Annotated in this window: 26 protein-coding genes; 14 read left to right on the forward strand and 12 right to left on the reverse strand. The window is 73.6% G+C overall.

Annotated elements, in window-relative coordinates; all coding sequences use genetic code 11:
* Window positions 1-110 precede the first annotated feature (110 nt).
* A complete protein-coding gene (locus tag ASG36_RS12265; RefSeq protein WP_055764098.1) occupies window positions 111-1,346 on the forward strand; it encodes an MFS transporter in 1,236 nt (411 codons plus the stop codon).
* Here ASG36_RS12265 and ASG36_RS12270 read toward each other — a convergent pair.
* Window positions 1,343-1,975, reverse strand: coding sequence for a hypothetical protein (locus tag ASG36_RS12270; protein ID WP_055764100.1), 633 nt, complete (start codon window positions 1,973-1,975; stop codon window positions 1,343-1,345). The two genes, ASG36_RS12265 and ASG36_RS12270, sit on opposite strands and share 4 nt — an antisense overlap.
* A 65-nt stretch (window positions 1,976-2,040) precedes the next feature.
* On the opposite strand from ASG36_RS12270, the gene ASG36_RS12275 reads away from it, so the two are divergent.
* Window positions 2,041-3,330 (forward strand): adenylosuccinate synthase, encoded by a 1,290-nt coding sequence (locus ASG36_RS12275; RefSeq protein WP_055764102.1) that lies wholly within the window; start codon window positions 2,041-2,043, stop codon window positions 3,328-3,330.
* A 111-nt stretch (window positions 3,331-3,441) separates the two neighbouring features.
* Here the strand turns inward: ASG36_RS12275 and ASG36_RS12280 are convergent, their stop codons facing one another.
* Entirely contained in the window at window positions 3,442-4,476 is a 1,035-nt protein-coding gene (locus ASG36_RS12280; protein WP_055764104.1) for a glycerophosphodiester phosphodiesterase family protein, read from the reverse strand.
* 150 nt (window positions 4,477-4,626) lie between these two features.
* On the opposite strand from ASG36_RS12280, the gene purD reads away from it, so the two are divergent.
* A complete protein-coding gene (gene purD / locus ASG36_RS12285) occupies window positions 4,627-5,898 on the forward strand; it encodes a phosphoribosylamine--glycine ligase (protein ID WP_055765051.1) in 1,272 nt (423 codons plus the stop codon).
* 1 nt (window position 5,899) lies between these two features.
* Here the strand turns inward: purD and ASG36_RS12290 are convergent, their stop codons facing one another.
* On the reverse strand, window positions 5,900-7,363 hold the full coding sequence (locus ASG36_RS12290; RefSeq protein WP_055764106.1) for an AI-2E family transporter: 1,464 nt from the start codon (window positions 7,361-7,363) through the stop codon (window positions 5,900-5,902).
* A gap of 172 nt (window positions 7,364-7,535) precedes the next feature.
* On the opposite strand from ASG36_RS12290, the gene purB reads away from it, so the two are divergent.
* Together purB and ASG36_RS12300 are read left to right on the forward strand one after the other, a co-directional pair.
* Complete coding sequence (gene purB, locus ASG36_RS12295) at window positions 7,536-8,843, forward strand: adenylosuccinate lyase (protein ID WP_055764108.1); 1,308 nt, start codon at window positions 7,536-7,538, stop codon at window positions 8,841-8,843.
* Window positions 8,840-9,694, forward strand: a complete 855-nt coding sequence (locus tag ASG36_RS12300) for a phosphoribosylaminoimidazolesuccinocarboxamide synthase (protein ID WP_055764110.1) — start codon at window positions 8,840-8,842, stop codon at window positions 9,692-9,694. The genes purB and ASG36_RS12300 overlap by 4 nt, the downstream gene beginning before the upstream one ends.
* Here ASG36_RS12300 and ASG36_RS12305 read toward each other — a convergent pair.
* From ASG36_RS12305 to ASG36_RS12325, 5 genes are all read right to left on the reverse strand, one after another.
* On the reverse strand, window positions 9,687-10,325 hold the full coding sequence (locus ASG36_RS12305; protein WP_055764113.1) for a PilZ domain-containing protein: 639 nt from the start codon (window positions 10,323-10,325) through the stop codon (window positions 9,687-9,689). The genes ASG36_RS12300 and ASG36_RS12305 overlap by 8 nt on opposite strands.
* A gap of 91 nt (window positions 10,326-10,416) precedes the next feature.
* On the reverse strand, window positions 10,417-11,088 hold the full coding sequence (locus ASG36_RS22205; RefSeq protein ID WP_055764115.1) for a PilZ domain-containing protein: 672 nt from the start codon (window positions 11,086-11,088) through the stop codon (window positions 10,417-10,419).
* Window positions 11,089-11,186: 98 nt separating this feature from the next.
* Complete coding sequence (locus tag ASG36_RS22210; RefSeq protein ID WP_055764117.1) at window positions 11,187-11,621, reverse strand: hypothetical protein; 435 nt, start codon at window positions 11,619-11,621, stop codon at window positions 11,187-11,189.
* A gap of 4 nt (window positions 11,622-11,625) precedes the next feature.
* Complete coding sequence (locus ASG36_RS12320) at window positions 11,626-12,147, reverse strand: hypothetical protein (RefSeq protein ID WP_055764119.1); 522 nt, start codon at window positions 12,145-12,147, stop codon at window positions 11,626-11,628.
* Window positions 12,147-12,614, reverse strand: a complete 468-nt coding sequence (locus ASG36_RS12325; RefSeq protein WP_055764121.1) for a hypothetical protein — start codon at window positions 12,612-12,614, stop codon at window positions 12,147-12,149. The genes ASG36_RS12320 and ASG36_RS12325 overlap by 1 nt, the downstream gene beginning before the upstream one ends.
* 165 nt (window positions 12,615-12,779) lie before the next feature.
* Here ASG36_RS12325 and purS point away from each other — a divergent pair, with 165 nt between their 5' ends.
* Genes purS through ASG36_RS12345 form a run of 4 tightly spaced genes read left to right on the forward strand, consistent with a single transcriptional unit; the run spans window position 12,780 to window position 16,367 of the window.
* On the forward strand, window positions 12,780-13,028 hold the full coding sequence (purS, locus tag ASG36_RS12330) for a phosphoribosylformylglycinamidine synthase subunit PurS (protein ID WP_055764123.1): 249 nt from the start codon (window positions 12,780-12,782) through the stop codon (window positions 13,026-13,028).
* 2 nt (window positions 13,029-13,030) lie between these two features.
* Window positions 13,031-13,702, forward strand: coding sequence for a phosphoribosylformylglycinamidine synthase subunit PurQ (purQ, locus tag ASG36_RS12335; RefSeq protein WP_200944453.1), 672 nt, complete (start codon window positions 13,031-13,033; stop codon window positions 13,700-13,702).
* Window positions 13,699-15,969 carry a phosphoribosylformylglycinamidine synthase subunit PurL gene (gene purL / locus ASG36_RS12340; RefSeq protein WP_055764127.1) on the forward strand — a complete coding sequence of 757 codons (2,271 nt, stop codon included), beginning with the start codon at window positions 13,699-13,701 and terminating at the stop codon, window positions 15,967-15,969. Before purQ ends, purL begins: the two co-directional genes overlap by 4 nt.
* Complete coding sequence (locus ASG36_RS12345) at window positions 15,969-16,367, forward strand: sterol carrier family protein (protein ID WP_055764129.1); 399 nt, start codon at window positions 15,969-15,971, stop codon at window positions 16,365-16,367. The genes purL and ASG36_RS12345 overlap by 1 nt, the downstream gene beginning before the upstream one ends.
* Window positions 16,368-16,513: 146 nt before the next feature.
* Here the strand turns inward: ASG36_RS12345 and ASG36_RS22330 are convergent, their stop codons facing one another.
* The gene (locus ASG36_RS22330; RefSeq protein ID WP_200944454.1) at window positions 16,514-16,651 is read right to left on the reverse strand and encodes a hypothetical protein; all 138 of its coding nucleotides are present in this window, start codon (window positions 16,649-16,651) and stop codon (window positions 16,514-16,516) included.
* A complete protein-coding gene (locus ASG36_RS12350; protein ID WP_055764131.1) occupies window positions 16,648-18,054 on the reverse strand; it encodes an OFA family MFS transporter in 1,407 nt (468 codons plus the stop codon). The genes ASG36_RS22330 and ASG36_RS12350 overlap by 4 nt, the downstream gene beginning before the upstream one ends.
* Window positions 18,055-18,264: 210 nt before the next feature.
* On the opposite strand from ASG36_RS12350, the gene ASG36_RS12355 reads away from it, so the two are divergent.
* The 4 genes from ASG36_RS12355 (at window position 18,265) to purM (ending at window position 22,676) form a co-directional block, all read left to right on the forward strand.
* Window positions 18,265-19,350, forward strand: a complete 1,086-nt coding sequence (locus ASG36_RS12355) for an S-(hydroxymethyl)mycothiol dehydrogenase (RefSeq protein WP_055764134.1) — start codon at window positions 18,265-18,267, stop codon at window positions 19,348-19,350.
* Entirely contained in the window at window positions 19,350-19,958 is a 609-nt protein-coding gene (locus ASG36_RS12360; RefSeq protein WP_055764136.1) for an MBL fold metallo-hydrolase, read from the forward strand. Before ASG36_RS12355 ends, ASG36_RS12360 begins: the two co-directional genes overlap by 1 nt.
* Before the next feature lie 79 nt (window positions 19,959-20,037).
* Window positions 20,038-21,618, forward strand: coding sequence for an amidophosphoribosyltransferase (gene purF / locus ASG36_RS12365; RefSeq protein ID WP_055764138.1), 1,581 nt, complete (start codon window positions 20,038-20,040; stop codon window positions 21,616-21,618).
* Window positions 21,615-22,676, forward strand: a complete 1,062-nt coding sequence (gene purM / locus ASG36_RS12370; protein ID WP_055764140.1) for a phosphoribosylformylglycinamidine cyclo-ligase — start codon at window positions 21,615-21,617, stop codon at window positions 22,674-22,676. The genes purF and purM overlap by 4 nt, the downstream gene beginning before the upstream one ends.
* 124 nt (window positions 22,677-22,800) lie before the next feature.
* Here the strand turns inward: purM and ASG36_RS12375 are convergent, their stop codons facing one another.
* Together ASG36_RS12375 and ASG36_RS12380 are read right to left on the reverse strand one after the other, a co-directional pair.
* Window positions 22,801-23,019, reverse strand: coding sequence for a DUF3073 domain-containing protein (locus ASG36_RS12375; RefSeq protein ID WP_055764142.1), 219 nt, complete (start codon window positions 23,017-23,019; stop codon window positions 22,801-22,803).
* Between the two features lie 195 nt (window positions 23,020-23,214).
* Complete coding sequence (locus ASG36_RS12380) at window positions 23,215-24,276, reverse strand: Glu/Leu/Phe/Val dehydrogenase (RefSeq protein ID WP_055764144.1); 1,062 nt, start codon at window positions 24,274-24,276, stop codon at window positions 23,215-23,217.
* 194 nt (window positions 24,277-24,470) lie between these two features.
* On the opposite strand from ASG36_RS12380, the gene ASG36_RS12385 reads away from it, so the two are divergent.
* On the forward strand, window positions 24,471-25,436 hold the full coding sequence (locus tag ASG36_RS12385; protein ID WP_055764146.1) for a sugar ABC transporter substrate-binding protein: 966 nt from the start codon (window positions 24,471-24,473) through the stop codon (window positions 25,434-25,436).
* Window positions 25,437-25,461: the final 25 nt, after the last annotated feature.

Consider the following 25,461-nt stretch of genomic DNA (forward strand, 5'->3'; position numbering starts at 1 on the left):
CGCGCGCCTGCGGTCGGGTGGACGGCAGCGGGTCCTCCTCGGCGCAGGCGGTGTGCCCCAGTGTCCACGACGGGGGGCGTCCCGGGCCCCGCACCCCCTACGGTGCGCAGATGGCCCCCTCCCGGCAGCGTCGCCGGTTGCTCCTCGCCCTGTTCGCGACGGCGGTGAGCACCCAGTCGCCGTCCCCGCTGCTGCTGCGGTACGCCGACGTGCTCGACCTGGGCGCCCTGACGCTGACCCTGTTCTTCGCCGCCTACGCCGTCGGTCTGGTGCCCTCGCTGCTGCTGGCGGGCCCGCTCTCGGACCGGGACGGTCGACGCCGGGTGGTGGTCGGCGGGGTGGTCGCCGCGCTGGTCTGCACGCTGGTGCTGATCGCCGCCGACGTCGGCGGGGTGCCGCTGCTGGTGGTCGGCCGGGTGGCCCAGGGCCTGGCCAGCGGGGCGGTGTTCACCGTCGGCACCGTGTGGCTGCGCGAGCTGTCGGCCTCCGAGGACGACGAGGGACCGGGTCGGGTGCGCCGGGCCGCGGCCGTGGCCAGTGCGGCGATGGCCACCGGGTTCGCCGCGGGCCCGCTGGTCGCCGGTCTGCTGGTGCAGTGGGGGCCGGCACCCCAGCTGGTCGCGCTGGTGCCCTCGGCGGTGCTGCTGCTGGTGGCGGTGCTCGCGCTGCGCGGGGTGCCCGAGACGGTGCTGGAACGCCGTCCCGGTCGGTTGGCCCTCGGCGTCCCCCGGGTCGCCCGCCGGGCGTTCTGGGCCTACCTGGTGCCGGTGGGGCTGACCGTCTACACGTACGCGGTGCTGTCGCTGACGGTGTTCCCGCTGCTGGTCGCCGGAGCCGGGTTCGGGGCGGTGTTCGCCCTCGTCGGGCTGTCCGCGCTGCTCGTGCAGGGCAGCGCCGCGCTGGTCACCCCGCTGGCGACCCGGCTGGGCCCGGTGGTGGCCGGTCCGCTGGCGGCGCTGCTCGCGGCGGTGGGCTGCGCGTTGGGGTACCTGGCCGTCCAGCCCGGCGGGTGGCCGTGGGTGCTGCCGGCCTGCCTGCTGATCGGACTGGGGGAGGGGCTGGGGATGACCTCGGGCGTGGCGGTCTGCGACCGGGTGGCGCCCGCGGACCGGCGCGGTGCGTTGCTGAGCGCGTTCTACCTGCCGGTGTACGCGGGCTTCGTCGTCCCCACCGTGCTGGCGCTGGCCAGCGGGGACGCGCTCCGGGGCGGGGTCCCGATCCTGGTGCTCGCCGGGGTCGGGCTGGTGCTGATGGCGGTCACCGCCGGTCCGGGGCGGGCGGCGCTGCGGGCCGCGGGCGCGACCCACGCCACGACCGTCGTCCCGGTGGTGGCGCCCGGTCGCTAGGGCTGCAGCCGCCAGCGCACCCGGTCGTCGGCGTACCAGGTCCAGCGGACGACGTCGCGGTCCAGCGGCACCCCGTCGCGCACCACCCGGGCCGGGTCGCAGGCGATCTGCACGGCCCGCCCGGTGCTGCGCCGGAGCGGCCGCAGTGGCACGGTCACCACGCCGACGCTCAGCTCGTCGGCGACGTCCCAGCGCGGCCGCACCTCGATGCGGGTGATCTGGCCGTCGGCGATCTTGGTGCTGTCGTGGTGGGCCTGCGCGCCGAAGCGGCGGGCCAGCGCCCGGCGCGGCTCGCCGGCGGCCTCGACGCGGCCGTGGTGCAGCAGCACCCCTCCGTGGTCGTCGCGCACGAGGGACAGCTCGCGCGGCTCCCCGGTGCCCAGGCCCAGGTCACGGGCCAGGCCGGAGCAGTCGCGGTCGCCGTCCACCGGTTCCCATGCCACGGCCACCCCGGGCAGCCGGTCGGTCTTCCACAGCCGGGCGAGGACGGCGGCCAGGGCCGGCACCCGGCCGGCGACGGCGATCGTCGTGTCCTGGCCGGACGCCGCGTCGACCACGGACGCGACGTGTCGGCGCGAGGGCCCCTGACCGGGGGCGAGACCGCGCAGGTCGAACGGGACGACGGGCACAGCGATACCCTCCCACCTGCCAGCCGGTCGTCGCCGGGGCCCGAGAACCTGAGGAGATCCACCCGATGCCGGCTGTCGTGCTGATCGGTGCCCAGTGGGGCGACGAGGGCAAGGGGAAGGCCACCGACATCCTCGGCGGCCGCGTCCCCTACGTCGTCCGCTACCAGGGCGGGAACAACGCCGGACACACCGTGATCACCCCGGACGGCGAGAAGTACGCCCTCCACCTCATCCCCTCAGGGATCCTGACCCCGGGTTGCACGCCGGTGATCGGCAACGGCGTCGTCGTCGACCCCGAGGTGCTGATCGGCGAGCTCGCCGGCCTGGAGGAGCGCGGGGTGGACACGTCGCGGCTGGTGATCTCCAGCGACGCGCACCTGATCATGCCGCACCACCGCGCCCTGGACCGGGTCACCGAGCGCTTCCTGGGCAAGGCCAAGATCGGCACCACCGGCCGCGGGATCGGCCCGGCGTACGGCGACAAGGTCGCCCGCGTCGGCATCCGCGCGCAGGACCTCCTCGACCTCGGCATCCTGCGCGACAAGCTCGAGGCCGTGCTCCGGGAGAAGAACCAGATCCTGGTCAAGGTCTACAACCGCAAGGCCATCGACGTCGACGAGGTCGTCGAGGAGTACGCCGGGTACGCCGAGGTGCTCAAGCACCGGATCGCCGACACCCGCCTGCTGCTGGGCAACGCGATCGACGCCGGGGAGTGGGTGCTGCTGGAGGGCTCGCAGGGCACGCTCCTGGACGTCGACCACGGCACCTACCCGTTCGTCACCTCGTCGTCCCCGACCGCCGGCGGCGCCTCGGCCGGCTCGGGCATCGGGCCCACCCGCATCACGCGGGTCGTCGGGATCCTGAAGGCCTACACGACCCGCGTCGGCTCGGGCCCCTTCCCGACGGAGCTGTTCGACGGCTTCGGGGAGTACCTGCGCAAGCAGGGCGGCGAGGTCGGCGTGACCACCGGCCGCGACCGGCGCTGCGGCTGGTTCGACGCCGTCATCGCCCGGTACGCCTCGCGGGTCAACGGCATCACCGACTTCTTCCTCACCAAGCTCGACGTGCTCAGCGGGCTGGAGACGGTGCCGATCTGCGTGGCCTACGACGTCGACGGCGTCCGGCACGACGAGATGCCGATGACCCAGACCGACTTCCACCACGCCACCCCGGTGTACGAGGAGATGCCGGGCTGGTCCGAGGACATCACGCACTGCCGCACCTTCGACGAGCTGCCCGCGACCGCGCAGGCCTACGTCAAGCGCCTCGAGGAGCTCTCGGGTGCCCGGATCAGCGTCATCGGCGTCGGCCCCGGCCGCGACGAGAACGTGCTGATCCACGACCTCCTGGACTGACGCCCTCAGGAGCGTTGATCAGGGTCCCTGATCGACGTGCGTCCTCCCCCGCGAACGATCGCGGGGGAGGACGTACATCCGCGCAGGACCCTGATCAAAGCTCCGGGGGCGTCAGTGCCGGGGGCGCACCGGGGCGAGGGCGGGGGCCTCGAGCTCGGCGCGCTCGCGGACGGCGACCTCGGGGCTGTCGGTGATCACGCCGTCCACGCCCAGGGCCAGCAGCAGGCGGGCCTCGGCGTGCACGTCGCCGCGGGCGGCGGGGTCGGTGCCGCGGCGCAGGTGCAGCGGCAGGAAGGTGTTCTCCGCCCGCACGGTGTAGGGGACGACGGTGAGCCCGGCCCGGTGCGCCTGGGCGACCAGGTCGGAGACGCCCACCATCGTCTGGTCGGCGTCGCGCAGCAGGATCCGCTTGGTGCTGGGGCCGATGCCCCCGGCGTAGGTGCTGATCTCGCGCAGCCCGGCGGGGGTGACCATGCCGTCGTACACGGCCTCGCTCCCGACCAGCTGCACCAGCGTGGCGGCGGCGCCGAGCCGGCCGCGCAGCTCGCGCATCCCGGCGGCGTCGAAGCTCTGGAGGACGACGTCGCCCAGGGCACCCGCGGCGGTGACCTCGGCGGCCACCAGCTCGGCCAGCGGCAGCCCGATCGAGGCCGACCAGGTGGGGTTCTTCAGCTCGGCCTGCACCCGGGCGCCGCGGGACGTGGCCAGCGCGACCACCTCGGCCAGGGTGAGCACCGGCTCGAGCCCGGCGAACCGGGTGTTGCCCGGGCGCAGCTGCGGCCAGCGCTCGGTGGCCCGCAGGGTGCGGACCTCGGCCAGGGTCAGGTCCTCGGCGAACCAGCCGGTGTAGATCTCCCCGGCGACCTCCTGGGTGCGCCGGCGGTCGGCGAACTCGGGGTGCGCGGCGATGTCGGTGGTCAGTGACAGCTCGTTCTCGTGCCGGACGACGAGGGCCCCGTCGCGGGTGGCCACCACGTCGGGCTCGATGAGGTCGGCGCCCAGGTCCAGGGCCAGGGAGTACCCCGACCAGGTGTGCTCGGGCCGGTGCGCGGGGGCGCCCCGGTGCCCGACCACCACGGGTCGACGGCGGGTGACCCGCGAGGAGGGGGCGGCGGCAGGAGCGACCCTCAGGTCGGTCTCGTCCATGGCTCCCAGGAGACTCCGGGCGGGTGTCCAGTCGGCGAACGGAGCCTGGCAGTCGCCTGACCATCGCGCGGACGACCGGCTCACCTGCGGCGCAGCAGCCCGGGTGTGACCGACCTCGCGATCGCGGGGCGCCCCGGTAGGTTCCCCGCCATGCGCGTGCTCGTGATCGGTTCCGGTGCTCGTGAGCACGCCCTCTGTGTCGCCCTCGACCACGACCCCGCGGTGACGGCGCTGGCCTGTGCGCCGGGCAACGCCGGCACGGTCGCGCTCGCCGAGGCGCACCCGGTCGCGGCCGCCGATCCCGAGGCGGTGACCGCGCTGGCCGTGGCGTGGGCCGCCGACCTCGTCGTCGTCGGGCCCGAGGTGCCGCTGGTCGCCGGGGTGGCCGACGCCGTCCGGGACGCCGGCATCGCCTGCTTCGGCCCGTCGGCGCAGGCCGCGCAGATCGAGGGCTCCAAGGCCTTCGCCAAGCACGTCATGGAGGCCGCCGGCGTGCCCACGGCGCGGTCCTGGGCCGTGGGCGGGGAGGCCGAGCTGCACACCGCGCTCGACGAGGTCGCCGCGGTCAACGCCCCGGGGGCGCCGTACGTGGTCAAGGACGACGGGCTGGCCGCCGGGAAAGGCGTGCTGGTCACCACCGACCGGGACGCCGCCCTCGTGCACGGCCACGCGGTGCTGGAGGGCGGGCACTCGGTGCTGGTCGAGGAGTTCCTCGACGGCCCCGAGGTGAGCCTGTTCGCCGTCACCGACGGGACGACGGTGCTGCCGCTGCTGCCCGCCCAGGACCACAAGCGCCGCGACGACGGCGACGGCGGGCCGAACACCGGCGGCATGGGCGCCTACGCCCCGCTGCCCTGGGCCCCCGCCGGGCTGGTCGAGGAGGTGCTGACCACCGTGCTGCAGCCGACCGTCGACGAGATGGCCCGGCGCGGCGAGCCGTTCAGCGGTCTGCTCTACGCCGGCCTCGCGCTCACCGGCCGGGGCGTGCGCGTGGTGGAGTTCAACGCCCGCTTCGGCGACCCGGAGACCCAGGTCGTCCTGCCGCTGCTGCGCACCCCGCTGGCCGGGCTGCTGCTGGCCGCGGCCACCGGCACCCTCGCCGCCCACCCGCCGCTGGAGTGGGCCGAGGGTGCCGCGGTGACCGTCGTCGTGGCCGCGCACGGGTACCCGGAGTCCCCGCGCACCGGCGACGTCGTCACCGGTGCCGACGGCGAGGGCGTGCTGCACGCCGGCACCCGGGTGGCACTGGACGGCAGCGTGCACTCGGCCGGGGGGCGGGTGCTGGCGGTGACCGCCGTCGGCACCGACCTGGCCGACGCCCGGCAGACCGCCTACGAGCGGGTGGCCGCCGTCCGGCTGGACGGCGCGCACTGGCGCACCGACATCGGCCTGGCCGCCCTGGAGGGCCGGATCACCGTCTGAGTCACTCGGTGGCGACGGGCACCTTGTCCCGGCGCGGCTGTGGCTCCGGCGGCCGCGGTCCCTCGTGCCGGCGGGTCAGGTAGGTGCCGGCCACGTTCACGCAGGCGATGGTCGGGACGGCGATCAGCGCGCCGAAGATGCCGGCGATGAGCAGGCCGGCGGCGATCGCGAGCACCACGGCCAGCGGGTGCACCCGGACGGCCCGGCCCAGCAGCAGGGGCTGCAGCACGTGGCCCTCCAGCTGCATGATCAGCACGGTGGCGCCGAGCACGAGCAGCGCGGTGATCGGCCCGTTGGACACCAGGGCGACCAGGACGGCCATCGACCCGGCCAGGAACGACCCGATGATCGGGATGAACGCCCCGAGGAACACCAGCGCGGCCAGCGGCACCACCAGCGGCACCTGGAGCACGGCCAGCGCGATGCCGATGCCGACCGCGTCGACCAGGGCCACCACGGCGGTGGCGCGGACGTAGGAGATCAGCGTGCGCCAGGAGCGTCGGGCGGCCTCGTCGACGTAGGCGCGGCTGTCGGCGGGCAGCAGCCCCACCATCCACAGCCAGATGCTGCGCCCGTCCTTGAGGAAGAAGAAGAGCGTGAACAACGCCAGCACCAGGCCGGTGAGCACCTCCCCGACGGTGACCGCCGTGGTCAGCGCGCCCTGGGTGAGGGTCGACTGGTTGTCGGCCAGGGCGGACTGGGCGCTGGTGATCGCGTTGTCGATCTGGCGCTCGGTGACCGGCAGGGTGGTGACGACGAAGTCCCGGATCTGGCCGATGCCCTCGTCGAGCTGGGCGACCAGGTCGGAGAAGCCGGCGGCGAACCGCTCGACGACCAGCGTGATGATCCCGGCGACGACCCCGACGCCGACGATCAGCATCGCCAGGGCGGCCAGCGAGGAGGGCCAGCCGTGCCGGCGCAGGAACGACGCCCCGGGCTGCAGCAGCGCGGCCAGCAGCAGCGCGACGATCACCGGGACCACGACCACGGCCATGTACGCCGCGGCGTACAGGACGGCGTAGATCCCGGCGATCACCAGGATGATCCGCCAGGCCCAGGCCGCGGCGGTCTTCAGCGCGTTGGGCACGTTGGCGTCGGCGTGCTGGGGCTCGCGCGAGGCGAGCAGGCTGCGCCGGCGCTGGGCGGTGCGCCGCTGGGCCACCCGCTGGTCGGCGCGGCCCTGCGCCGGGGGACCGCTCACCCCTCCGGGGGAGTCCAGGTCGGGGGCGTCGGGGTGCGGGCTGCCGAGCGGGTGCTCCCGGGCGTCGTCCTCGATCAGGTCGTCGTCGCCGACGTCGTCCCGGAGGTCGTCCTCGACGGGGTCCTCGACGTGGTCGACGGTCACCCGGCTGCCGTCCTCCATGACCAGGACGGTGCCGTCGGGCCAGGCGTGCGGGTCGTGCTCGGCGGCGGCCCGGATGCGCTCGCGCGCCCGGTCCAGCAGGTGGTTCGCTCGCTGCAGCATGGGGGACCTCGGGTGTGCCGGGCCGGGTGGACCGGAGTCCGACGGGGCTGGTGGGTGTCGCGGTGGGTGGTGCACGTGCAGCGGCTGGGGCAGGGCCGTTCACGATCACGCCGGCCGTGCGCGAGGATGTCCCCGTGCTGCGACGAGCTGACCGATCCGCCCTGGTACCCGCATGATCGAGCGTTACACCCTCCCCGAGATGGGAGTGGTCTGGAGCGAACAGCACAAGTACGAGCTGTGGTGCCGCGTGGAGACCCTGGTGCTCGAGGCGCACGCCGCCGCCGGTCGGGTGCCGGCCGAGGTCGTGGAGCCGGTGCGCAACGCCCCGGCGCCCACCCCCGAGGCGGTCGCCGAGATCGAGGCGACCACCCAGCACGACGTCATCGCCTTCCTCAGCGCGTGGGCCGACAACACCGAGCCCCGCTCGGCCGCGGCCTACGTGCACCACGGCATGACCAGCTCGGACCTGCTGGACACCGCCCTGGCCGTGCAGCTCACCGACGCCACCGACGTGCTGCTGGCCAAGGCCGACCGGCTGGTCGCCGCGCTGCGCGACCACGGGCTGGCTCACCGGGACACCCTCAAGGTCGGCCGCACGCACGGCGTGCACGCCGAGCCCGACGTGTGGGGCCACCGGGTCGCCGACCTGGCCTTCGCCGCCGCCCGCTCCCGCGACCGGCTGCGCACCGCGCGCACGGCGGTCGGCGTCGTCGCCATCTCCGGTGCGGTGGGCACCTACTCCCTCATCGACCCCTCGGTCGAGGTCACCGTCGCGCAGGCGCTGGACCTGCGCGCCGCCGACGCCTCCACCCAGGTGGTGCTGCGGGACGGGATCAGCGAGTGGGTCTCCGCCCTGGCGATCATCGCCACCGTCTGCGAGGCGATCGCGCTGGAGGTCCGGCACGGCCAGCGCACCGAGGTGCGCGAGCTGTCCGAGGCCTTCGGGTCGGGCCAGAAGGGCTCGAGCGCGATGCCGCACAAGAAGAACCCGATCCGCTCCGAGCGGATCGCCGGGCTCGCCCGCGTCGTCCGGGCCGCGATCGTGCCGGTCATGGAGGGCATCCCGCTCTGGCACGAGCGCGACATCTCGCACTCCTCGACCGAGCGCGTCTTCCTCCCCGACGCCGCGATCACCACCGACTACCTGCTCGACCTGACCTCGGGTCTGGTCGAGAACCTGGTCGTGGACGCCGAGCGGATGCGGGCCAACCTGGACTCCACCGGCGGGCTGATCTACACCTCCTCGGTGCTGCTGGAGCTGGTCGAGGCGGGGATGGGCCGCGAGCAGTCCTACGCCCTGGTGCAGACCGCTGCCATGGAGACGTGGAAGACCGGCACCCCGTTCCGGGAGACGCTGCGCGCCAAGGCAGAGACCGACGGCGTGGCCCTCGACGAGGCGCGGCTGGACGAGATCTGCCGACCGGAGCGGTACGTGCAGAACCTCGACCCGCTGTTCGAGCGCCTGGCCGCCCTGTCGTGAACCTCCCGCTCCTCGCCCGGGGCAAGGTCCGCGAGGTGTACGACGCAGGGGACGACCGCCTCCTGCTGGTCGCCTCGGACCGCATCTCGGCCTACGACCACGTGCTGCCCACCCCGATCCCGGACAAGGGCCGGGTGCTCACGCAGCTGTCGGTGTGGTGGTTCGACCAGCTCGCCGACGTGCTCGCCGCGCACGGTGCCCAGCACCACCTGCTCAGTGCGGACGACGTCCCCACCGAGGTCGCCGGGCGGGCGATGCTGGTCCGCCGGCTGGAGATGGCCCCGGTCGAGTGCGTGGCCCGGGGGTACCTCTCGGGCTCGGGCACGGTGGAGTACCGGCGCGCAGGCGCGATCCAGGACGTCGTCCTGCCCGCCGGGCTGGTCGAGGGCTCCCGGCTGCCCGAGCCGGTCTACACGCCCTCGACCAAGGCCGAGGTGGGCGAGCACGACGAGGCGATCACCTACGCCCGCACCGTCGAGCTCGTCGGCGCCGAGCAGGCTGCGGCGCTGCGGGAGCTGACGCTGGCGCTGTACCGGCGGGGCTCGGAGATCGCCGCGGCCGCCGGCATCGTGCTGGCCGACACCAAGTTCGAGTTCGGCGTCGCGGGCGGCACGCTGGTGCTGGCCGACGAGGTGCTGACCCCGGACTCCTCGCGCTTCTGGCCGGCCGTCACCTGGTCCCCGGGCGCCACGCAGCCCTCCTACGACAAGCAATACGTGCGCGACTGGCTGACGTCGTCGGGTTGGGACCGGCAGTCGGCGCCGCCGGAGCTGCCCGAGGACGTCGTCGCGGCCACCCGCGAGCGGTACGTGAGCGCCTACGAGCAGCTGACCGGGACGCCGTTCAGCTGACCCGCTCGCCCAGCAGCCGTTCCACCGTCGTCCGCAGCGCCTCGACGGTGGGCTGGTCCAGGCCCAGGTAGGCCACCCGCAGCTCGCGGAGGCCCCCGGGCCGGGCGGCGAGGTCGACGACGTCGGCGTCCAGCTCGAGCCGGACGTCGTCGACCACCAGCACCAGCCGGGCCGGGTCGCCGGCCGACGGCAGCCGGCGGCGCAGGGTCGGTTCGGGGAACGCGATCCGCGCGCCGGAGACCGACAGGTCCACGGTGGTGCCGACGACGAGCCCGTCGGGCCCCTGGACGGCCATCGGGACGGCGATGTCGGCCCGCGGGGCGAGTCGGCGGTTGCCGGTCTCGGCGGGGGCGAGCGGTCGCAGCGACCACCGCGGGTCACCACCGCCCAGGACGTCGGCCACCCGGTAGCGGCGGGCGCGCACGCCACCGTCGGCGGACCAGCTGAGCAGCAGCTCGGTGCCCAGGGCGAGTCGGACGCGGCGGCCGTCCCTGGTGCGGGCCACGGCAGCGGTCAGCTCGACCTCGGTGGACAGGCGCACCTCGGTGGCGTGCAGGACGTCGTCGGCGAGCACCGTCACACGGGCGCCCGAGTCCGGCCGGTCACGGCCGACCGTGCTGGCCAGGGTCACGTCGGCCTCCCTCCAGGATCGGGAGGACGCTAGCCGGACCGGAGACCGGACGGTCCCGCTTCCAGCCTCGCGGAACCGAGTCGCCCGGAAGTCAGACGCGGGTGGCACGGTGGGCGAGCTCGAGGGCGGTGGTGGAGCGCAGCCGCACGCGCACGTCGTCGGGCAGGTCCTCGAAGGCGACCCGGAGCGTCCTGCGGCCGTCGGGCAGGCGCTGGCGGTGCACGACGCGGCAGCGCAGCTCGGTGCGGACGCCCTCCAGGACGATGGCCATCGTGGCGCGGTCACCCGGGTCGGGGAGGGGGTGCACGACGTCGCCGAAGCCCGCCGTCGGCTCGGCCACGAACACCACCCGCAACCCGCCCTCGCTGAGGTCGGCGGTCTCGCCGAGCAGCATCCCCGAGGGCATCGCCAGCCCGACCGGGACGTGCACCGGCGCGCGCGGGTGCACCCGGCGGTCGCCATCGACCGCGGGCCCGGTGGGCCGCAACCGCCAGGTGGGGACGACGCCACCACGGACGTCGACCAGCTCGTACGGCCGGCAGCGGACCGGGGTGTCCGCCGGGCTCCACCACACCGACACCCGGGCGCCCAGGCCCAGTCGCACCCGGCGGCCCTCGCGGTCGCTGCCCACCTCGAGGACCAGCTCCTGCTCCAGGCTGCTGTCGACCGTGCTGTGCGCCTGGGTGCCACCGTCCTCGCCGACGACCTCGACGCTGGTGCCGGTGGCCGGACGGGTCGCGCCGGGCGCGCTGGGGTCGCTCACGGCTGCTCCTGTCGTCGGCCGCCGTGCGCCGAACGGCACGGGTCTGCTGCCGGTATCGGCCGGAGGGGTCACGGAATCGCCTCGAACGGCACCTGCGGTCACGCGGAGCCCGTGCTGGGTGGCCCGGTCCAGTTGTTGACGACCGCGCGCACCTCGTACGTGTACTGGGCGAGGAGGTTGAGGGCGAAGACGTCGGTGCAGCTGGTCGTGGTCACCGTGGTCGTGCACCCGCGGGTCGTCGGCAGCGTGACCCCGCTCCCGCCCAGGACGACCCGGTAGCCGGGCACCGGTGTGCCGGCCACCAGGACGGCGTTCCAGGACACCGTCACCGTCGAACTCAGGACCCCGTTGTTCCGGGCGACGGTCAGGCCGGTCGGGGCGGTGAGGGTGACGGAGGCGCTGGCTGCCGGTCCCGGAGTGGTGGCAGCCGACCACGCCGCTCGGGCAGGTGGGGTGGTCGTCAGCCCTCCGAGGACCACGACGGCGACGGCGAGGGAGGTCAGGCCTCGCCGGACGACGCGGGTGACCTCCACGGGCTCAGGCGGGCACGGAGGTGCCGGTCAGCGTCACCGCGACGGTGAAGGTCACCCCCTGGCACCCGTTGGGCGCCGACTGCAGCATGGACAGGGCGGCCGGCACGGTCTGCAACGTCGACGTCGCGTTCGGCGCCACCGTGATCGACACCGTGGGCGTCGGCGTGGCCGGCACGACGTTGGTCGCGGGACACGCGCCCTCGTTCCCGGACGTGACGGCGCCCAGGGCGATGGCGTTGTAGGTGACCGAGTACGGGTTCGGGTTGTTGACGGTGAACACGATCGAACCCGGTCCGGTCGTGGGGTACCCGGCCGTGGGTCTCGGGTAGAGCGAGGCGGTCGGGGTGCCCGGGGTGACTGCCGCGACGGTGGCGGTGACCGCCTGTGCGGCGGCGGTGCCGGTGCCGGTCGCGGTCCACGCGGCCCACGCCACGCCGCCGCCCAGGAGCACCGCCGCGGCCGCCACCACGACGAGGAGCCGTCGGCGGGCGGTGTGCCGGGACCGTCGCAGGGTCATCGTGGTCATCAGGGGACCGAGGTCCCGGTGGCGGTGACGGCGACGGTGAAGGTCACGTTCTTGCACTCGTCCGCGGCATCGGCGTCCATGGCGATCGCGTTCGGCAGCGCGAGCACGGTGCCTGCGGAGTCCGCCGGCGCCACCACGGTCAGGCCCGTGAGGGTGACGGTGGGGAAGGAGACGTTCGAGGCGTCACAGTCGGGGTTGCTGGTGGTGATGGCCCCGAGGGTGACCGACTGCACCTGGACCGGGTAGTCGTTGGGGTTCGTGATGGTGCCCGTGAGGATGCCCGTGCCGCCCGGGTACAGCAGGTCGGTGGCGGGGGTGGTCGCGATGACGAGGAACTGCTGGGCGTCTCCCGCGCGGCCACCCAGGGAGCCGGTCCCGTTGGTCAACCACGCCGCGAAGGCGATGCCCCCACCGAGCATGCCGACGAGGAGCAGGGCCAGCAGGCCGGAGCGCTTGCGCTTGTTCACGGACGATCCACTTCACGAGGAGGTACCGGAACGTGTCCGTCCGGCTCCACTGAGTGAACTATCGGCAGTCTCTGTTCCGGAACTACCTGATCGGGGGACCTGACCCGTCGGGGTGAGGACAGCGAGCGTCCGAGGGGCACTCCGGGCCCCGGTACCCTCGGCGCCGTGCCTCGCGTGGTGGTCGACGTCGTCCTGAAGCCAGAGATCTCCGACCCCCAGGGGCAGGCCGTCCTCGGCGCCCTGGGCCGACTGGGCCACAGCGGGGTGACCGGCGTCCGGCAGGGCAAGCACTTCGTCCTCGACGTCGAGGGCACCCCCGACGAGGCCGAGCTCCGTCAGATCGCCGAGACCCTGCTCGCCAACCCCGTCATCGAGGACGTCGAGCTCCACCTCGAGACCCAGCCGGGGTCCTGAGCATGCGGATCGGTGTCATCACCTTCCCGGGCTCGCTGGACGACGTCGACGCCGCCCGCGCGGTCCGCCTGGCCGGCGGCGAGGCCGTCGCCCTCTGGCACGCCGACGACGACCTGGCCGGGGTCGACGCCGTCGTCCTGCCCGGGGGCTTCTCCTACGGGGACTACCTGCGCGCCGGCGCCATCGCCGCCCGGGCCCCGATGATGCGGACCGTCGTCGACCGTGCCCGCCAGGGTCTGCCCGTGCTCGGCATCTGCAACGGCTTCCAGGTGCTGTGCGAGGCCGGCCTGCTGCCCGGCGCGCTCACCCGCAACAGCCACCTGCACTTCCGCAACCGCGACCAGGGCCTGCTCGTCGAGCGCGCGGACACCGCGTGGACCTCGTCCTACGAGCAGGGCCAGACCATCGTCGTCCCGGTCAAGAACGGTGAGGGCCGCTACGTCGGCGCCGACGCCGACCTCGACCGGCTCGAGGGCGAGGGTCGGGTCGTCGTCCGGTACACCGGCGGCAACCCCAACGGCAGCTCCCGCGACATCGCCGGCGTGACCAGCGCCGACGGTCGCGTCGTCGGCCTCATGCCCCACCCCGAGCACGCCGTCGAGGACCTCACCGGACCCTCGACCGACGGCCTGGGCTTCTTCACCTCGGTCCTCCAGGGAGCACTCGCCGCATGACCGTCGACACCGTCACCCGCGCCGGGGAGACCCCCGACGAGGAGCAGCCCTGGCGCGAGCTGGGCCTGCGCGAGGAGGAGTACGCCCGGATCCGGGAGATCCTCGGGCGCCGCCCCACCACCGCCGAGCTGGCGATGTACTCGGTCATGTGGAGCGAGCACTGCTCCTACAAGTCCTCCAAGGTCCACCTGCGCACCTTCGGGGACCTGCCGCGGTCCGAGGCGCTGCTGGTCGGCATGGGGGAGAACGCCGGCGTGGTCGACGTCGGCGACGGGTACGCGGTGACCTTCAAGGTCGAGTCGCACAACCACCCCAGTTACGTCGAGCCCTACCAGGGCGCGGCCACCGGGGTCGGCGGCATCGTCCGGGACATCCTCACCATGGGTGCCCGCCCCGTCGCGGTGATGGACTCCCTGCGCTTCGGCCGCGCCGACGCCCCCGACACCGCCCGGGTGCTGCCCGGCGTCGTCGCCGGCGTGGGCGGTTACGGCAACTGCCTGGGCCTGCCCAACATCGGTGGCGAGCTGCTCTTCGACGACTGCTACGCCGGCAACCCGCTCGTCAACGCACTGTGTGTCGGCGTCATGCGGCACGAGGACGTCCGGCTGGCCAAGGCCGAGGGCGTGGGCAACAAGGTCGTGCTCTTCGGTGCCCGCACCGGTGGCGACGGCATCGGCGGGGTCTCGGTGCTGGCCAGCGAGACCTTCGACGCCGACGGCCCGGCCAAGCGCCCGGCCGTCCAGGTGGGCGACCCGTTCACCGAGAAGCTGCTCATCGAGGCGTGCCTGGAGATCTTCGCCGCCGACCTCGTCACCGGGATCCAGGACCTCGGCGGCGCCGGGCTGTCCTGCGCCACCAGCGAGCTCGCCGCGGCCGGCTCCGGGGGCATGCACGTCGACCTGGAGACCGTCCCGCTGCGCGACTCCACGCTGACCGCCGCCGAGATCCTGATGAGCGAGTCCCAGGAGCGCATGTGCGCGATCGTGGAGCCCGCCAAGGTCGAGCAGTTCCTCGCCGTCTGCGCCAAGTGGGACGTGCTGGCCACCGTCATCGGTGAGGTCACCGACGGCGACCGGCTCACCGTCGGCTGGCACGGCGAGCAGATCGTCGACGTCCCCCCGCGCACCGTGGCCCTCGACGGCCCGGTCTACGAGCGCCCCATGGCCCGCCCGGCCGACCTCGACGCGCTGCAGGCCGACCTGCCACCGACGACGTCGACCGACCTGCGGGCCGACTGGCTCGCGGTCGTGTCCAGCCCGGACGGCGCGGACAAGTCCTGGGTCACCGAGCAGTACGACCGGTACGTGCAGGGCAACACCGTGCTGGCCCAGCCCGAGGACGCCGGCGTCGTCCGGATCGACGAGACCACCCACCGGGGCATCGCCCTCGCGCTGGACGGCAACGCCCGGTTCGCCCGCCTGGACCCCTACACCGGCGCGCAGCTCAACCTGGCCGAGGCCTACCGCAACGTCGCCGTCTCCGGCGCCGTCCCGCTGGCCGTCACCAACTGCCTGAACTTCGGCTCCCCCGAGGAGCCCGAGGTCATGTGGCAGTTCGCCGAGGCCGTCCGAGGCCTGGCCGACGGCTGCCGCGCCCTGGGTCTGCCGGTGACCGGCGGCAACGTGAGCCTCTACAACCAGACCGGCGACGTGCCGATCAACCCGACGCCGGTGATCGGCGTGCTGGGCGTGCACGACGACGTCCGCACCCGGGTGTCCGGTGGCTGGAGGGCCGCGGAGGAGACCCTGGTGCTGCTCGGCACCTCGGCCGCGGAGTTCGGCGGCTCGGCCTGGGCCTCGGTCGTGCACGGCCACCTCGGGGGGCTCCCGCCGCGGCTGGACCTGGACGCCGAGCGTGCGCTGGGCGAGTTGCTCGCCGACCTCGCCGCCGACGACCTGGTCAGCTCCGCGCACGACCTCTCTGACGGCGGCCTGGCGCAGGCGCTGACCGAGTCGGCGCTGCGGTACGGCGTCGGCGCCACGGTGTCGGTCCAGGGCGACCCGACGGCTGCGCTGTTCGGGGAGTCGGTGGCCCGCGCCGTCGTCAGCACCTCGGACCCGGCGACCGTCCTGGCCGCCGCCCGCGGCCGCGGCGTCCCGGCGGTCGAGCTGGGCACCACCGGCGGGGAGGCGCTCGTCGTCGACGGTCTGCTGGAGCTGCCGCTCGCCGAGCTGCGCACCGCCTGGTCGACCACGCTGCCCGCACTCTTCGACACCCCCGAGGCGACCGTCGGCGCCGTCCCCACCGGGGCGGTCCCCACCAGCTGATGGCCGGCACGCCGCCGATCCCCGCCGAGGCGCTCCGCGACGCCCTCGCCCCCTGCCTGCCCTGGCTGCGGGGCGAGGCCGAGCAGCCGGCGCGTGCGGTGCTGGGTGCCGCGGTGAAGACGACCGCTCGCTGGCTGGCCCAGCAGGTGCCCGGCCGCTCGGTGGAGGTGCGGGTGCCCCCGCACGTCGCCGTCCAGTGCATCGAGGGCCCGCGGCACACCCGTGGCACCCCGCCCAACGTCGTCGAGACCGACGCGGCGACGTGGCTGCGCCTGGTGAGCGGCCTGCAGAGCTGGGGCGAGGCGGTGGCGGCCGGCAAGGTGGCGGCCAGCGGCAACCGTGCCGACCTGGCCGCCGTCCTCCCGCTGCGCCCCTTCCGCAGCGGCCTGCCCGCCTGACGATCGGCAGAGGAACCTCTACACCCCCTGAACGGCTCAGCAGGGGGTGTAGAGGTTCCTTTGCCACGGGGGCGGGGGGGGTGGGGACGACGACGCCCCGCCCACCTCAGGGGTGGACGGGGCGTCGGGTCGCGCTGCGGGGCGGGTCAGCCGCCGGTGAACAGCGGGGCCGCGGTGATGATCGTGCGGACCAGGCCGTAGGCCAGCGGGATGCTGACCAGCAGCCAGGCGATGACGATCAGCAGGGTCGGGGTGGACGACTGCGTGCGCTGGGGGGTGCTCATCGGGCGGCGCTCCTCTCCGGGGTGGCGGGGGTGGTGTCGGACTTCGGCTCGTGCCACTTGCTGGCGACCGGGGTCACGAGCAGGTTGGCCACGAACCCGACGGCGAGCAGGCCGACCATGATGAACAGGGCGATCCGGTAGTCGGCCGCGACCAGCTCACCGGGGGTGCCCTGGGTGTCGAGCACGCCGTTGACGATCAGCGGCCCGGCAACGCCGGCCGCAGCCCAGGCGGTGAGCAGTCGGCCGTGGATGGCGCCGACCTGGTAGGTGCCGAACAGGTCACGCAGGTAGGCCGGGATCGTGGCGAACCCACCGCCGTAGAAGCTGATGATGACGGCGGCCAGGACGACGAAGAGCCAGGTGGCCGAGCTGCCGACGGTGGCCAGGGCGACGTAGAGCAGCAGCCCAACACCGAGGTAGACCATGTAGATCGGCTTGCGACCGATCTTGTCCGAGGTCGAGGACCAGACGAACCGGCCGGCCATGTTGAACAGCGACAGCAGGCCGACGAAGCCGGCGCCGGCAGCCGCGGCGACCGTGGAGGCGTCTCCCTCGCGGAAGAAGTCCTGGATCATCGGGCTGGCCTGCTCGAGGATGCCGATGCCCGCGGTGACGTTGCAGAAGAGCACCACCCACAGGAGCCAGAACTGCCGTGTCTTGATGGCGTTGGCCGCGGACACGCTGTCGGTGGTGACCAGCGACTTCTGCTTGACCGTGGAGGGGTCGAAGCCGTCGGGCTTCCAGCCCTCGGCCGGCACCCGCACGATGAACGCCCCGGCCATCATGTAGACGAGGTAGACCAGGCCGAGGGTGACGAACAGCCCGGCCACGGCGCCACCACTGGGCACGGTGGCCGCGGTGCCGTCGTAGGCGGGGTCGTACAGGCTCATCAGCTGGCGGGAGAGCGGGGTGGCGATGAGCGCACCTCCACCGAAGCCCATGATCGCCATGCCGGTGGCCAGGCCCGGGCGGTCGGGGAACCACTTGATCAGCGTGGAGACCGGGGAGATGTACCCGATGCCCAGGCCGATGCCGCCCAGGACGCCGTAGCCCAGGTAGAGCAGCCAGAGCTGGTTCGTGGCGATGCCGGCGGCGCCGACCAGGAAGCCGACGGACCAGAAGCAGGCCGCGGTGAACATGGCGGCGCGGGGGCCGTTGCGGTCCACCCACGTGCCGAAGACGGCCGCGGAGAGGCCGAGCATCACGATGGCGATCGAGAAGACGACGCCGATCGAGGTCAGGCTCGCGTCGAAGTGCTCGACCAGGGCGGTCTTGTAGACGCTCGTCGCGTACGCCTGGCCGATGCACAGGTGCACGGCGAGAGCTGCCGGTGGGATGAGCCACCGGTTGAAACCGGGCTTGGCGACGGTCTTCTCGCGCGCCAGGAAGCTGGGAACAGCCACCGAGGGTCCTCCTGTGCCGGGGCGGTGCCCCTGGGTCTGCTGGGGGCCCGCTGTGTGACGCGGGCCATGCGGTCGCTGACGGTAGTGCGGTGTGCAACCGATCGCGCGCCCGGAGGCCCCTCTGGAGGGGTGTGGGCCGAAGTCGACGCCGGATCGTGACCTGGGGCGTCCCTGGAGCGCCTGTCGTACCCCACCCATAGGCTCCGGTGCATGCCGTACGAGGTCCAGGGCGTCGTCGCCCTCAGCAAGGGTGCCCCCGTCTCGCTGGAGACGATCCTGATCCCCGACCCGGGTCCGGGTGAGGCGATCGTGGACGTGCAGGCGTGCGGGGTCTGCCACACCGACCTGCACTACCGCGAGGGCGGGATCAACGACGAGTTCCCGTTCCTGCTCGGCCACGAGGCCGCCGGCGTGGTCTCCGCGGTCGGTGAGGGCGTGGAGAACGTCGCCGTGGGCGACTTCGTGATCCTGAACTGGCGGGCGGTCTGCGGGAAGTGCCGGGCGTGTGCCAAGGGCAAGCCCTGGTACTGCTTCGACACCCACAACGCCACGCAGAAGATGACGCTGGCCGACGGCACCCCGCTGTCCCCGGCGCTGGGCATCGGCGCGTTCGCCGAGAAGACCCTCGTCCACTCCGGGCAGTGCACCAAGGTCGACCCGGCCGCCTCCCCGACCGCGGCCGGCCTGCTCGGCTGCGGCGTGATGGCCGGTGTCGGTGCCGCCATCAACACCGGCGGCGTGGGCCGCGGCGACACCGTGGCCGTGTTCGGTTGCGGCGGTGTCGGTGACGCCGCGATCGCCGGCGCCCGGCTCGCCGGCGCAGCGAAGGTCATCGCCGTCGACCTCGACGACCGCAAGCTGGAGTGGGCCACGGGCATGGGCGCCACCCACACGGTCAACTCGAAGGAGACCGACCCGGTCGCCGCCATCAAGGAGCTCACCGGCGGGTTCGGCGTCGACGTCGCCATCGACGCGGTCGGGCACCCGGCGGTCTACCAGCAGGCCTTCGATGCCCGCGACCTCGCCGGCACCGTCGTCCTGGTCGGTGTGCCCAACCCGACGATGGAGATCACCTTCCCGCTGATCGAGCTCTTCGGCCGCGGCGGTGCGCTGAAGTCCTCCTGGTACGGCGACTGCCTGCCCAGCCGCGACTTCCCGATGCTCATCGACCTGTACCTGCAGGGCCGCTTCGACCTCGACGCGTTCGTGTCCGAGACGATCGCGATCGGCGACGTCGAGGCCGCGTTCGAGAAGATGCACCACGGCGACGTGCTGCGTTCGGTCGTGGTGTTCTGATGCCGGCGCGGATCGACAAGGCCGTCGTCCCCGGCGTGTTCAGCCTCGACGGGCAGGACTTCGACGTCGAGAACAACGTCTGGCTGGTCGGTGACGACAGCGAGGTGCTGGTCGTCGACGCCCCGCACGACGCGGTGCCGATCCTCGAGGCGATCGGCGGCCGCACGGTCACCGCGATCGTGCTCACCCACGGGCACAACGACCACATCACCGCCGCGGTGGCCCTGCGCGAGGCCACCGGGGCCGACATCTGGTTCAACCCCCAGGACCGGATGCTGTGGGACGTCGTGCACGCCGAGGACACCCCGGACCACGACCTGGTCGAGGGCACCTCGTTCACCGTCGCCGGGACGACGCTGACCGCGCTGCACACCCCCGGGCACTCCCCGGGCAGCACCTGCCTGCACGCCGCCGAGCTGGGCACCGTCTTCACCGGCGACACCCTGTTCTGCGGCGGCCCGGGCGCGACCGGGCGGTCCTTCAGCGACCACCCGACCATCGTGGCGAGCATCCGCGAGCGGTTGCTGACGCTGCCGGGCGACACCGTCGTCCGCACCGGGCACGGGGACGACACCACGGTGTCGGCGGAGACCGACAACATCCACTGACCGGCGGTCCCGGTCGGCAGTGGCGCGAGCCACCCGACCGGGGCTGGTCAGGTCGCCGGGCGCCGGTACCCTCGTCGTCGTGCCTCGCGGTGATGGACGGCTGACGCACGACCTCGATCCCCAGGACGCCGGACCCCAGGACGCCTGCGGCGTCTTCGGTGTCTGGGCGCCCGGTGAAGAGGTCGCGAAGCTCACCTACTTCGGTCTCTACGCCCTGCAGCACCGAGGCCAGGAGGCCGCCGGGATCGCGGTCTCCGACGGCGCCTCGGTGGTGGTCTACAAGGACCTCGGGCTGGTGAGCCAGGTCTTCGACGAGTCGACGTTGTCCAGCCTGCGCGGGTTCCTCGCCGTCGGGCACACCCGGTACTCCACGACCGGGGCATCGACCTGGGAGAACGCCCAGCCGACGTTCCGCACCTCGGGCTCGGGCACGGGCATCGCGTTGTGCCACAACGGCAACCTGGTCAACACCGCCGAGCTGGCCAGCCGGGCCGCCGACGAGGGCGTCTCCGGTGCGTTCTCCTCCACCACCGACTCCGACATCGTCACCGCGCTGATCGCGGCCAAGCAGGACCTGTCGGTCGAGGCCGCGGCGATGCAGGTGCTCCCGCTGCTGCGCGGGGCGTTCAGCTTCACCTTCATGGACGAGACCACGCTGTACGCCGCCCGCGACGCCCAGGGCGTGCGGCCGCTGGTGCTCGGCCGGCTCGACCGGGGCTGGGTCGTGGCCAGCGAGACCGCGGCGCTGGACATCGTCGGCGCCTCCTACGTGCGTGAGGTGGAGCCCGGCGAGCTGATCGCCATCGACGAGGACGGCCTGCGCTCCCAGCACTTCGCGGTCGCCGAGCCCAAGGGCTGCGTCTTCGAGTACGTGTACCTCGCCCGCCCCGACACCACGATCTCCGGCCGCGGCGTGCACGCCGCCCGGGTCGAGATCGGTCGGCGGCTGGCCAAGGAGCACCCGGTCGAGGCCGACCTGGTCATCCCGGTGCCCGAGTCGGGCACCCCCGCCGCCGTCGGCTACGCGGAGGCCTCGGGCATCCCGTACGGGCTGGGCCTGGTCAAGAACTCCTACGTGGGGCGCACGTTCATCCAGCCCAGCCAGACCATCCGCCAGCTCGGGATCCGGCTCAAGCTCAACCCGCTGCGTGACGTCATCCGCGGCAAGCGCCTGGTCGTCGTCGACGACTCCATCGTGCGCGGCAACACCCAGCGCGCGCTCATCCGCATGCTGCGCGAGGCCGGCGCGGTCGAGGTGCACGTCCGGATCGCCTCGCCGCCGGTGAAGTGGCCCTGCTTCTACGGCATCGACTTCGCCAGCCGGGCCGAGCTGGTCGCCAACGGGCTGGACGTCGACGGCGTGCGTGCCTCGATCAACGCCGACTCGCTGGGCTACGTCAGCGAGGCCGGCATGATCGCTGCGACCGAGCAGCCGGCCAATCGGCTCTGCTCGGCCTGCTTCACCGGGGAGTACCCGATCCCGCTGGGGGAGCCCGAGGTGCTCGGCAAGCACGTGCTGGAGGGCATCTCCCGGCGCACGCTGCCGGTGCTCGACGACGTCGACCGTGCGGCTGCACGGGCGGTGAGCGGGTGGACCGGCCAGCAGGCCGGCAGCCCGAGCACCGCCGGCGGCGCCGACGACGCGTTGTCCCGCCCGTGACCGGGGGCTTCACCTACGCCGGGTCCGGCGTCGACATCGACGCCGGCGAGCGCGCCGTCACGCTGATGAAGAGCGCCGTGCACGCCACCAACCGGCCCGAGGTCGTGGGTGGCCTCGGCGGGTTCGCGGGGTTGTTCGCCCTGGACACCCAGAAGTACCGCAAGCCGCTGCTGGCCTCCTCCACCGACGGCGTGGGCACCAAGATCGCCCTGGCGCGGCAGCTGGACCGGCACGACACCGTGGGCATCGACCTGGTCGCCATGTGCGTCGACGACCTGGTGGCCTGCGGCGCCGAGCCGCTGTTCCTGCAGGACTACGTGGCTTGCGGGAAGGTCGTGCCCGAGCGGATCGCCGCGATCGTCACCGGCATCGCCACCGGGTGCACCCTCGCCGGGGCCTCGCTGGTCGGCGGGGAGACCGCCGAGCACGGGGACCTGATGGGCGCCGACGACTACGACCTGGCCGCCACCGCCGTCGGCGTCGTCGAGGCCGACGCGGTGCTCGGCCCGGAGCGGGTCCGGGACGGCGACGTCGTCCTCGCGATGGCGTCCTCGGGGTTCCACTCCAACGGCTACTCGCTGGTGCGTCGGGTGGTGGCCTCGGCCGGACTGGACCTGCTGAGCACCCCCGCCGGACTGGACCGGGAGCTGGGCGCCACCCTGCTGGAGCCCACCCGCGTCTACGCGCTGGACTGCCTGGCGCTGGTCGCCGAGCTCGGGGTGGACGCGGTGCACGCCTTCGCCCACATCACCGGTGGTGGCCTGGCCGGCAACGCCGCCCGCGTCGTCCCCGCCGGCCTGGAGGCCGTGCTGGACCGCTCCACGTGGGCGCTCCCGGCGCCGGTGCACCTCATGGAGTCCCACGGCGTGCCGCGCACGGAGTCCGAGCGGGCGTTCAACTGCGGCGTCGGCATGGTCGCCGCGGTCGCGCCCGACGTCGCCGACCGCGCCCTGGAGCTGCTCGCCGCCCGTGGGGTGCCCACGTGGGTGGCCGGGACGATCGGCACCCGGGCCGACGACGCGGCCCCCGCCGCCCGGCTGGTCGGTTCCTACCGCTGATCTCCCGGGGACCGCGGTCCCCGGGATCGGACGGTGGACAACACGACGACACCGTCGTCCCGAGGGGCGACGGTGTCGTGAGAGTGCTGTGGTCCGGTCCTGCTGGCCGTGACGGCGCAGCGGATCAGCGACTGGCTACCCAGTCGTCGTCCGTGTCGTCGTCGGTGGCCCACCGGCCGGCGAGCTCGTCGCCGTCGTCGTCGTCCGCGGCCACCGGAGTGACGTAGGTCGACGGCTGGCCACCGAGCTCTCGCTGCAGAGCAGTGAGATCGGTGGACGGTGAGCTGTACTTGAGCTCACGGGCCACGCGTGTCTGCTTGGCCTTCGCTCGGCCGCGCCCCATGGCTCGACCCCCTCGTAACCGGAGTGCGGGCGTCCAGCTCCGGGCTTGGACGGCCCGTGTGGAGACCCCGACTGAGTTGACTGTGTCCTGGGCCGAGCTTACGACACGGATCGGGCGTCGGCACGCGTCCCCGTCCTCCGCCACCCGGACGGGCAGGTCGGGCGGGGTGTCACGGGCGCGATGGTGGTGCGTGTCTCAGCCGTGGTGGGGCAAACGGATGCTGCTGAGCCGGCCCACCGAGGCGATCCGCTCCTCGGCGAGCCGGTCGGCGGCGACGGCCGGGGAGACCCCGTCGGCGTCGGCGGCGGCGAACACCCGCAGGGCGACGTCGAAGATGGTGGTGGCCTTGGCCTCGGCGCGGGCGAAGGAGAACCCGTGCCGCTCGTCCTCGACCTGGATCACCCCGCCGGCGTTGACGAGGTAGTCGGGGGCGTAGAGGACCCCGCGGTCGGCGAGCAGGGCGGCCGTGCCGTCGTGGGCGAGCTGGTTGTTCGCCCCGCCGCAGACCACCTCGGCGGGCAGCACGGCCACGGTCTCGTCGTCCAGGGCCCCGCCCAGGGCGCACGGTGCGTAGACGTCGTGCTGGGTGCGGACGAGCTCGGCGGTGTCGCCGACGGCCCGGACGCCGGGGTGCCTGGCCTGCAGCCGGTCCACGGCTGCGGCGTCGACGTCGGTGACGACCACCGACGCGCCGTCCTCGACCAGGGAGTCGACGAGCCAGGAGCCCACCTTGCCGACGCCGGCGACCGCGACGGTCTTCCCGGCGAGGGTGGGGGAGCCCCACCGGTGCTGGGCGGCCGCCCGCATGCCCTGGAACACGCCGAACGCGGTGAGCACCGAGGAGTCACCGCACCCGCCGTACGCCAGGGAGCGCCCGTGGGCGAAGCGGGTCTCCCGGGCGACGACGTCGAGGTCGGCGTTGTGGGTGCCGACGTCGCACGCGGTGAGGTAGCGGCCACCGAGGGCCTCGACGAACCGGCCGTAGGCCCGCAGCAGCGCCTCGGTCTTCTGCGTCCTCGGGTCGCCGATGATCACGCCCTTGCCGCCGCCGAGGTCGAGGCCGGCCAGGCTGTTCTTGTAGGCCATCGCCTTCGACAGGGCCAGCGCGTCGGTCACCGCGGCCTCCTCGGAGGCGTACGGGAAGAAGCGGGTGCCACCCAGGGCCGGACCCAGGGCGGTCGAGTAGACCGCGATCACCGCTCTCAGTCCGGACTCCTCGTCGGAGCAGAAGACGACCTGTTCGTGCCCGGAGCCCATGACGTCCACGGGCCGAGCGTAGGGAACGGGCACCCGCCCGGGGGGTCGGGCGTCCCGCTCGGGCCCCGCGTGCCGCACACTCCGTGCGGGGCCCCGTCCACCGACGTCCGTCCGACCAGGACGAGACCGGGACGCAGGACCCCCGCGGGAGCGATGGTGCGACCGCGGCACGCACACGCACCCGGAGGACTCCCATGGCTCGACCCCAGCGGCTGCTCGCCCTCGCCCTGGCAGCACCCCTGCTGCTCTCCGCCTGCTCCGGCGGCGACGACGACGCCGCGGCCACCGGCGCGGACGGCGACAGCCTGAGCTTCGCCGTCGTCACCCACGGCTCGGCCGGGGACGCCTTCTGGGACGTCGTGCAGAACGGCGCCGTGCAGGCCGGGGAGGACCTCGGCATCGACGTGGACTACCAGTCCGACGGCGACCCGCAGCGTCAGTCCCAGCTCATCGAGGCCGCCGTCAACCAGGACGTCGACGGCATCGTGGTCTCCATGGCCAACCCGGACGCGCTGCAGAGCGCCGTCGAGGACGCCGTGGCCGCCGGGATCCCGGTCGTGACGATCAACTCCGGTGCGGCCGAGTCCGTGGAGTTCGGTGCGATCGGGCACGTCGGGCAGGACGAGACCATCGCCGGGCTCGGCGCCGGCCAGCGACTGGCCGCCGACGGCCGGACGAACGTGCTGTGCGTGGTGCACGAGGCCGGCAACATCGGTCTCGAGCAGCGCTGCGACGGTGCCTCGCAGGGCCTGGGCACCGACGTCACCACGCTGCAGGTGGACATCAACGACCTGCAGGCCGCGCAGTCGACGATCACCTCCTCGCTGCAGAGCGACCCGAGCATCGACGCGGTCCTGACGCTGAACTCCGCCGTCGCCGCGGTGGCCGCCACCGCCGCCACGGACGCCGGGAGCGAGGCCGAGATCGCCACGTTCGACCTCAACTCCGACGTCATCGCCGGCATCCAGGACGGCAGCATCTCCTTCGCCGTCGACCAGCAGCAGTACGAGCAGGGCTACCTGCCGATCGTCATGCTGCAGCTCTACGCGCAGAACCTGAACACCGTGGGTGGTGGCCAGCCGGTCCTCACCGGCCCCGGCATCGTGGACGCCGACAACGTCGACGAGATCGCCGAGCTGGCGTCCTCCGGCACCCGCTGACACCACCACCGAGCTGACACAGACG

This window comes from Geodermatophilus sp. Leaf369, assembly GCF_001424455.1.
Taxonomy (GTDB): domain Bacteria; phylum Actinomycetota; class Actinomycetes; order Mycobacteriales; family Geodermatophilaceae; genus Klenkia.

Bases quoted from the DNA above. Each gene is read 5' to 3' on its own strand.
- ASG36_RS12265 (WP_055764098.1), top strand. From the start codon at position 111: ATGGCCCCCTCCCGGCAGCGTCGCCGGTTGCTCCTCGCCCTGTTCGCG.
- ASG36_RS12275 (WP_055764102.1), top strand. From the start codon at position 2,041: ATGCCGGCTGTCGTGCTGATCGGTGCCCAGTGGGGCGACGAGGGCAAG.
- ASG36_RS12280 (WP_055764104.1), bottom strand. From the start codon at position 4,476: ATGGACGAGACCGACCTGAGGGTCGCTCCTGCCGCCGCCCCCTCCTCG.
- purD (WP_055765051.1), top strand. From the start codon at position 4,627: ATGCGCGTGCTCGTGATCGGTTCCGGTGCTCGTGAGCACGCCCTCTGT.
- ASG36_RS12290 (WP_055764106.1), bottom strand. From the start codon at position 7,363: ATGCTGCAGCGAGCGAACCACCTGCTGGACCGGGCGCGCGAGCGCATC.
- purB (WP_055764108.1), top strand. From the start codon at position 7,536: ATGATCGAGCGTTACACCCTCCCCGAGATGGGAGTGGTCTGGAGCGAA.
- ASG36_RS12320 (WP_055764119.1), bottom strand. From the start codon at position 12,147: ATGACCACGATGACCCTGCGACGGTCCCGGCACACCGCCCGCCGACGG.
- purQ (WP_200944453.1), top strand. From the start codon at position 13,031: ATGCGGATCGGTGTCATCACCTTCCCGGGCTCGCTGGACGACGTCGAC.
- purL (WP_055764127.1), top strand. From the start codon at position 13,699: ATGACCGTCGACACCGTCACCCGCGCCGGGGAGACCCCCGACGAGGAG.
- ASG36_RS12345 (WP_055764129.1), top strand. From the start codon at position 15,969: ATGGCCGGCACGCCGCCGATCCCCGCCGAGGCGCTCCGCGACGCCCTC.
- ASG36_RS22330 (WP_200944454.1), bottom strand. From the start codon at position 16,651: ATGAGCACCCCCCAGCGCACGCAGTCGTCCACCCCGACCCTGCTGATC.
- ASG36_RS12355 (WP_055764134.1), top strand. From the start codon at position 18,265: ATGCCGTACGAGGTCCAGGGCGTCGTCGCCCTCAGCAAGGGTGCCCCC.
- ASG36_RS12360 (WP_055764136.1), top strand. From the start codon at position 19,350: ATGCCGGCGCGGATCGACAAGGCCGTCGTCCCCGGCGTGTTCAGCCTC.
- ASG36_RS12375 (WP_055764142.1), bottom strand. From the start codon at position 23,019: ATGGGGCGCGGCCGAGCGAAGGCCAAGCAGACACGCGTGGCCCGTGAG.
- ASG36_RS12380 (WP_055764144.1), bottom strand. From the start codon at position 24,276: ATGGGCTCCGGGCACGAACAGGTCGTCTTCTGCTCCGACGAGGAGTCC.
- ASG36_RS12385 (WP_055764146.1), top strand. From the start codon at position 24,471: ATGGCTCGACCCCAGCGGCTGCTCGCCCTCGCCCTGGCAGCACCCCTG.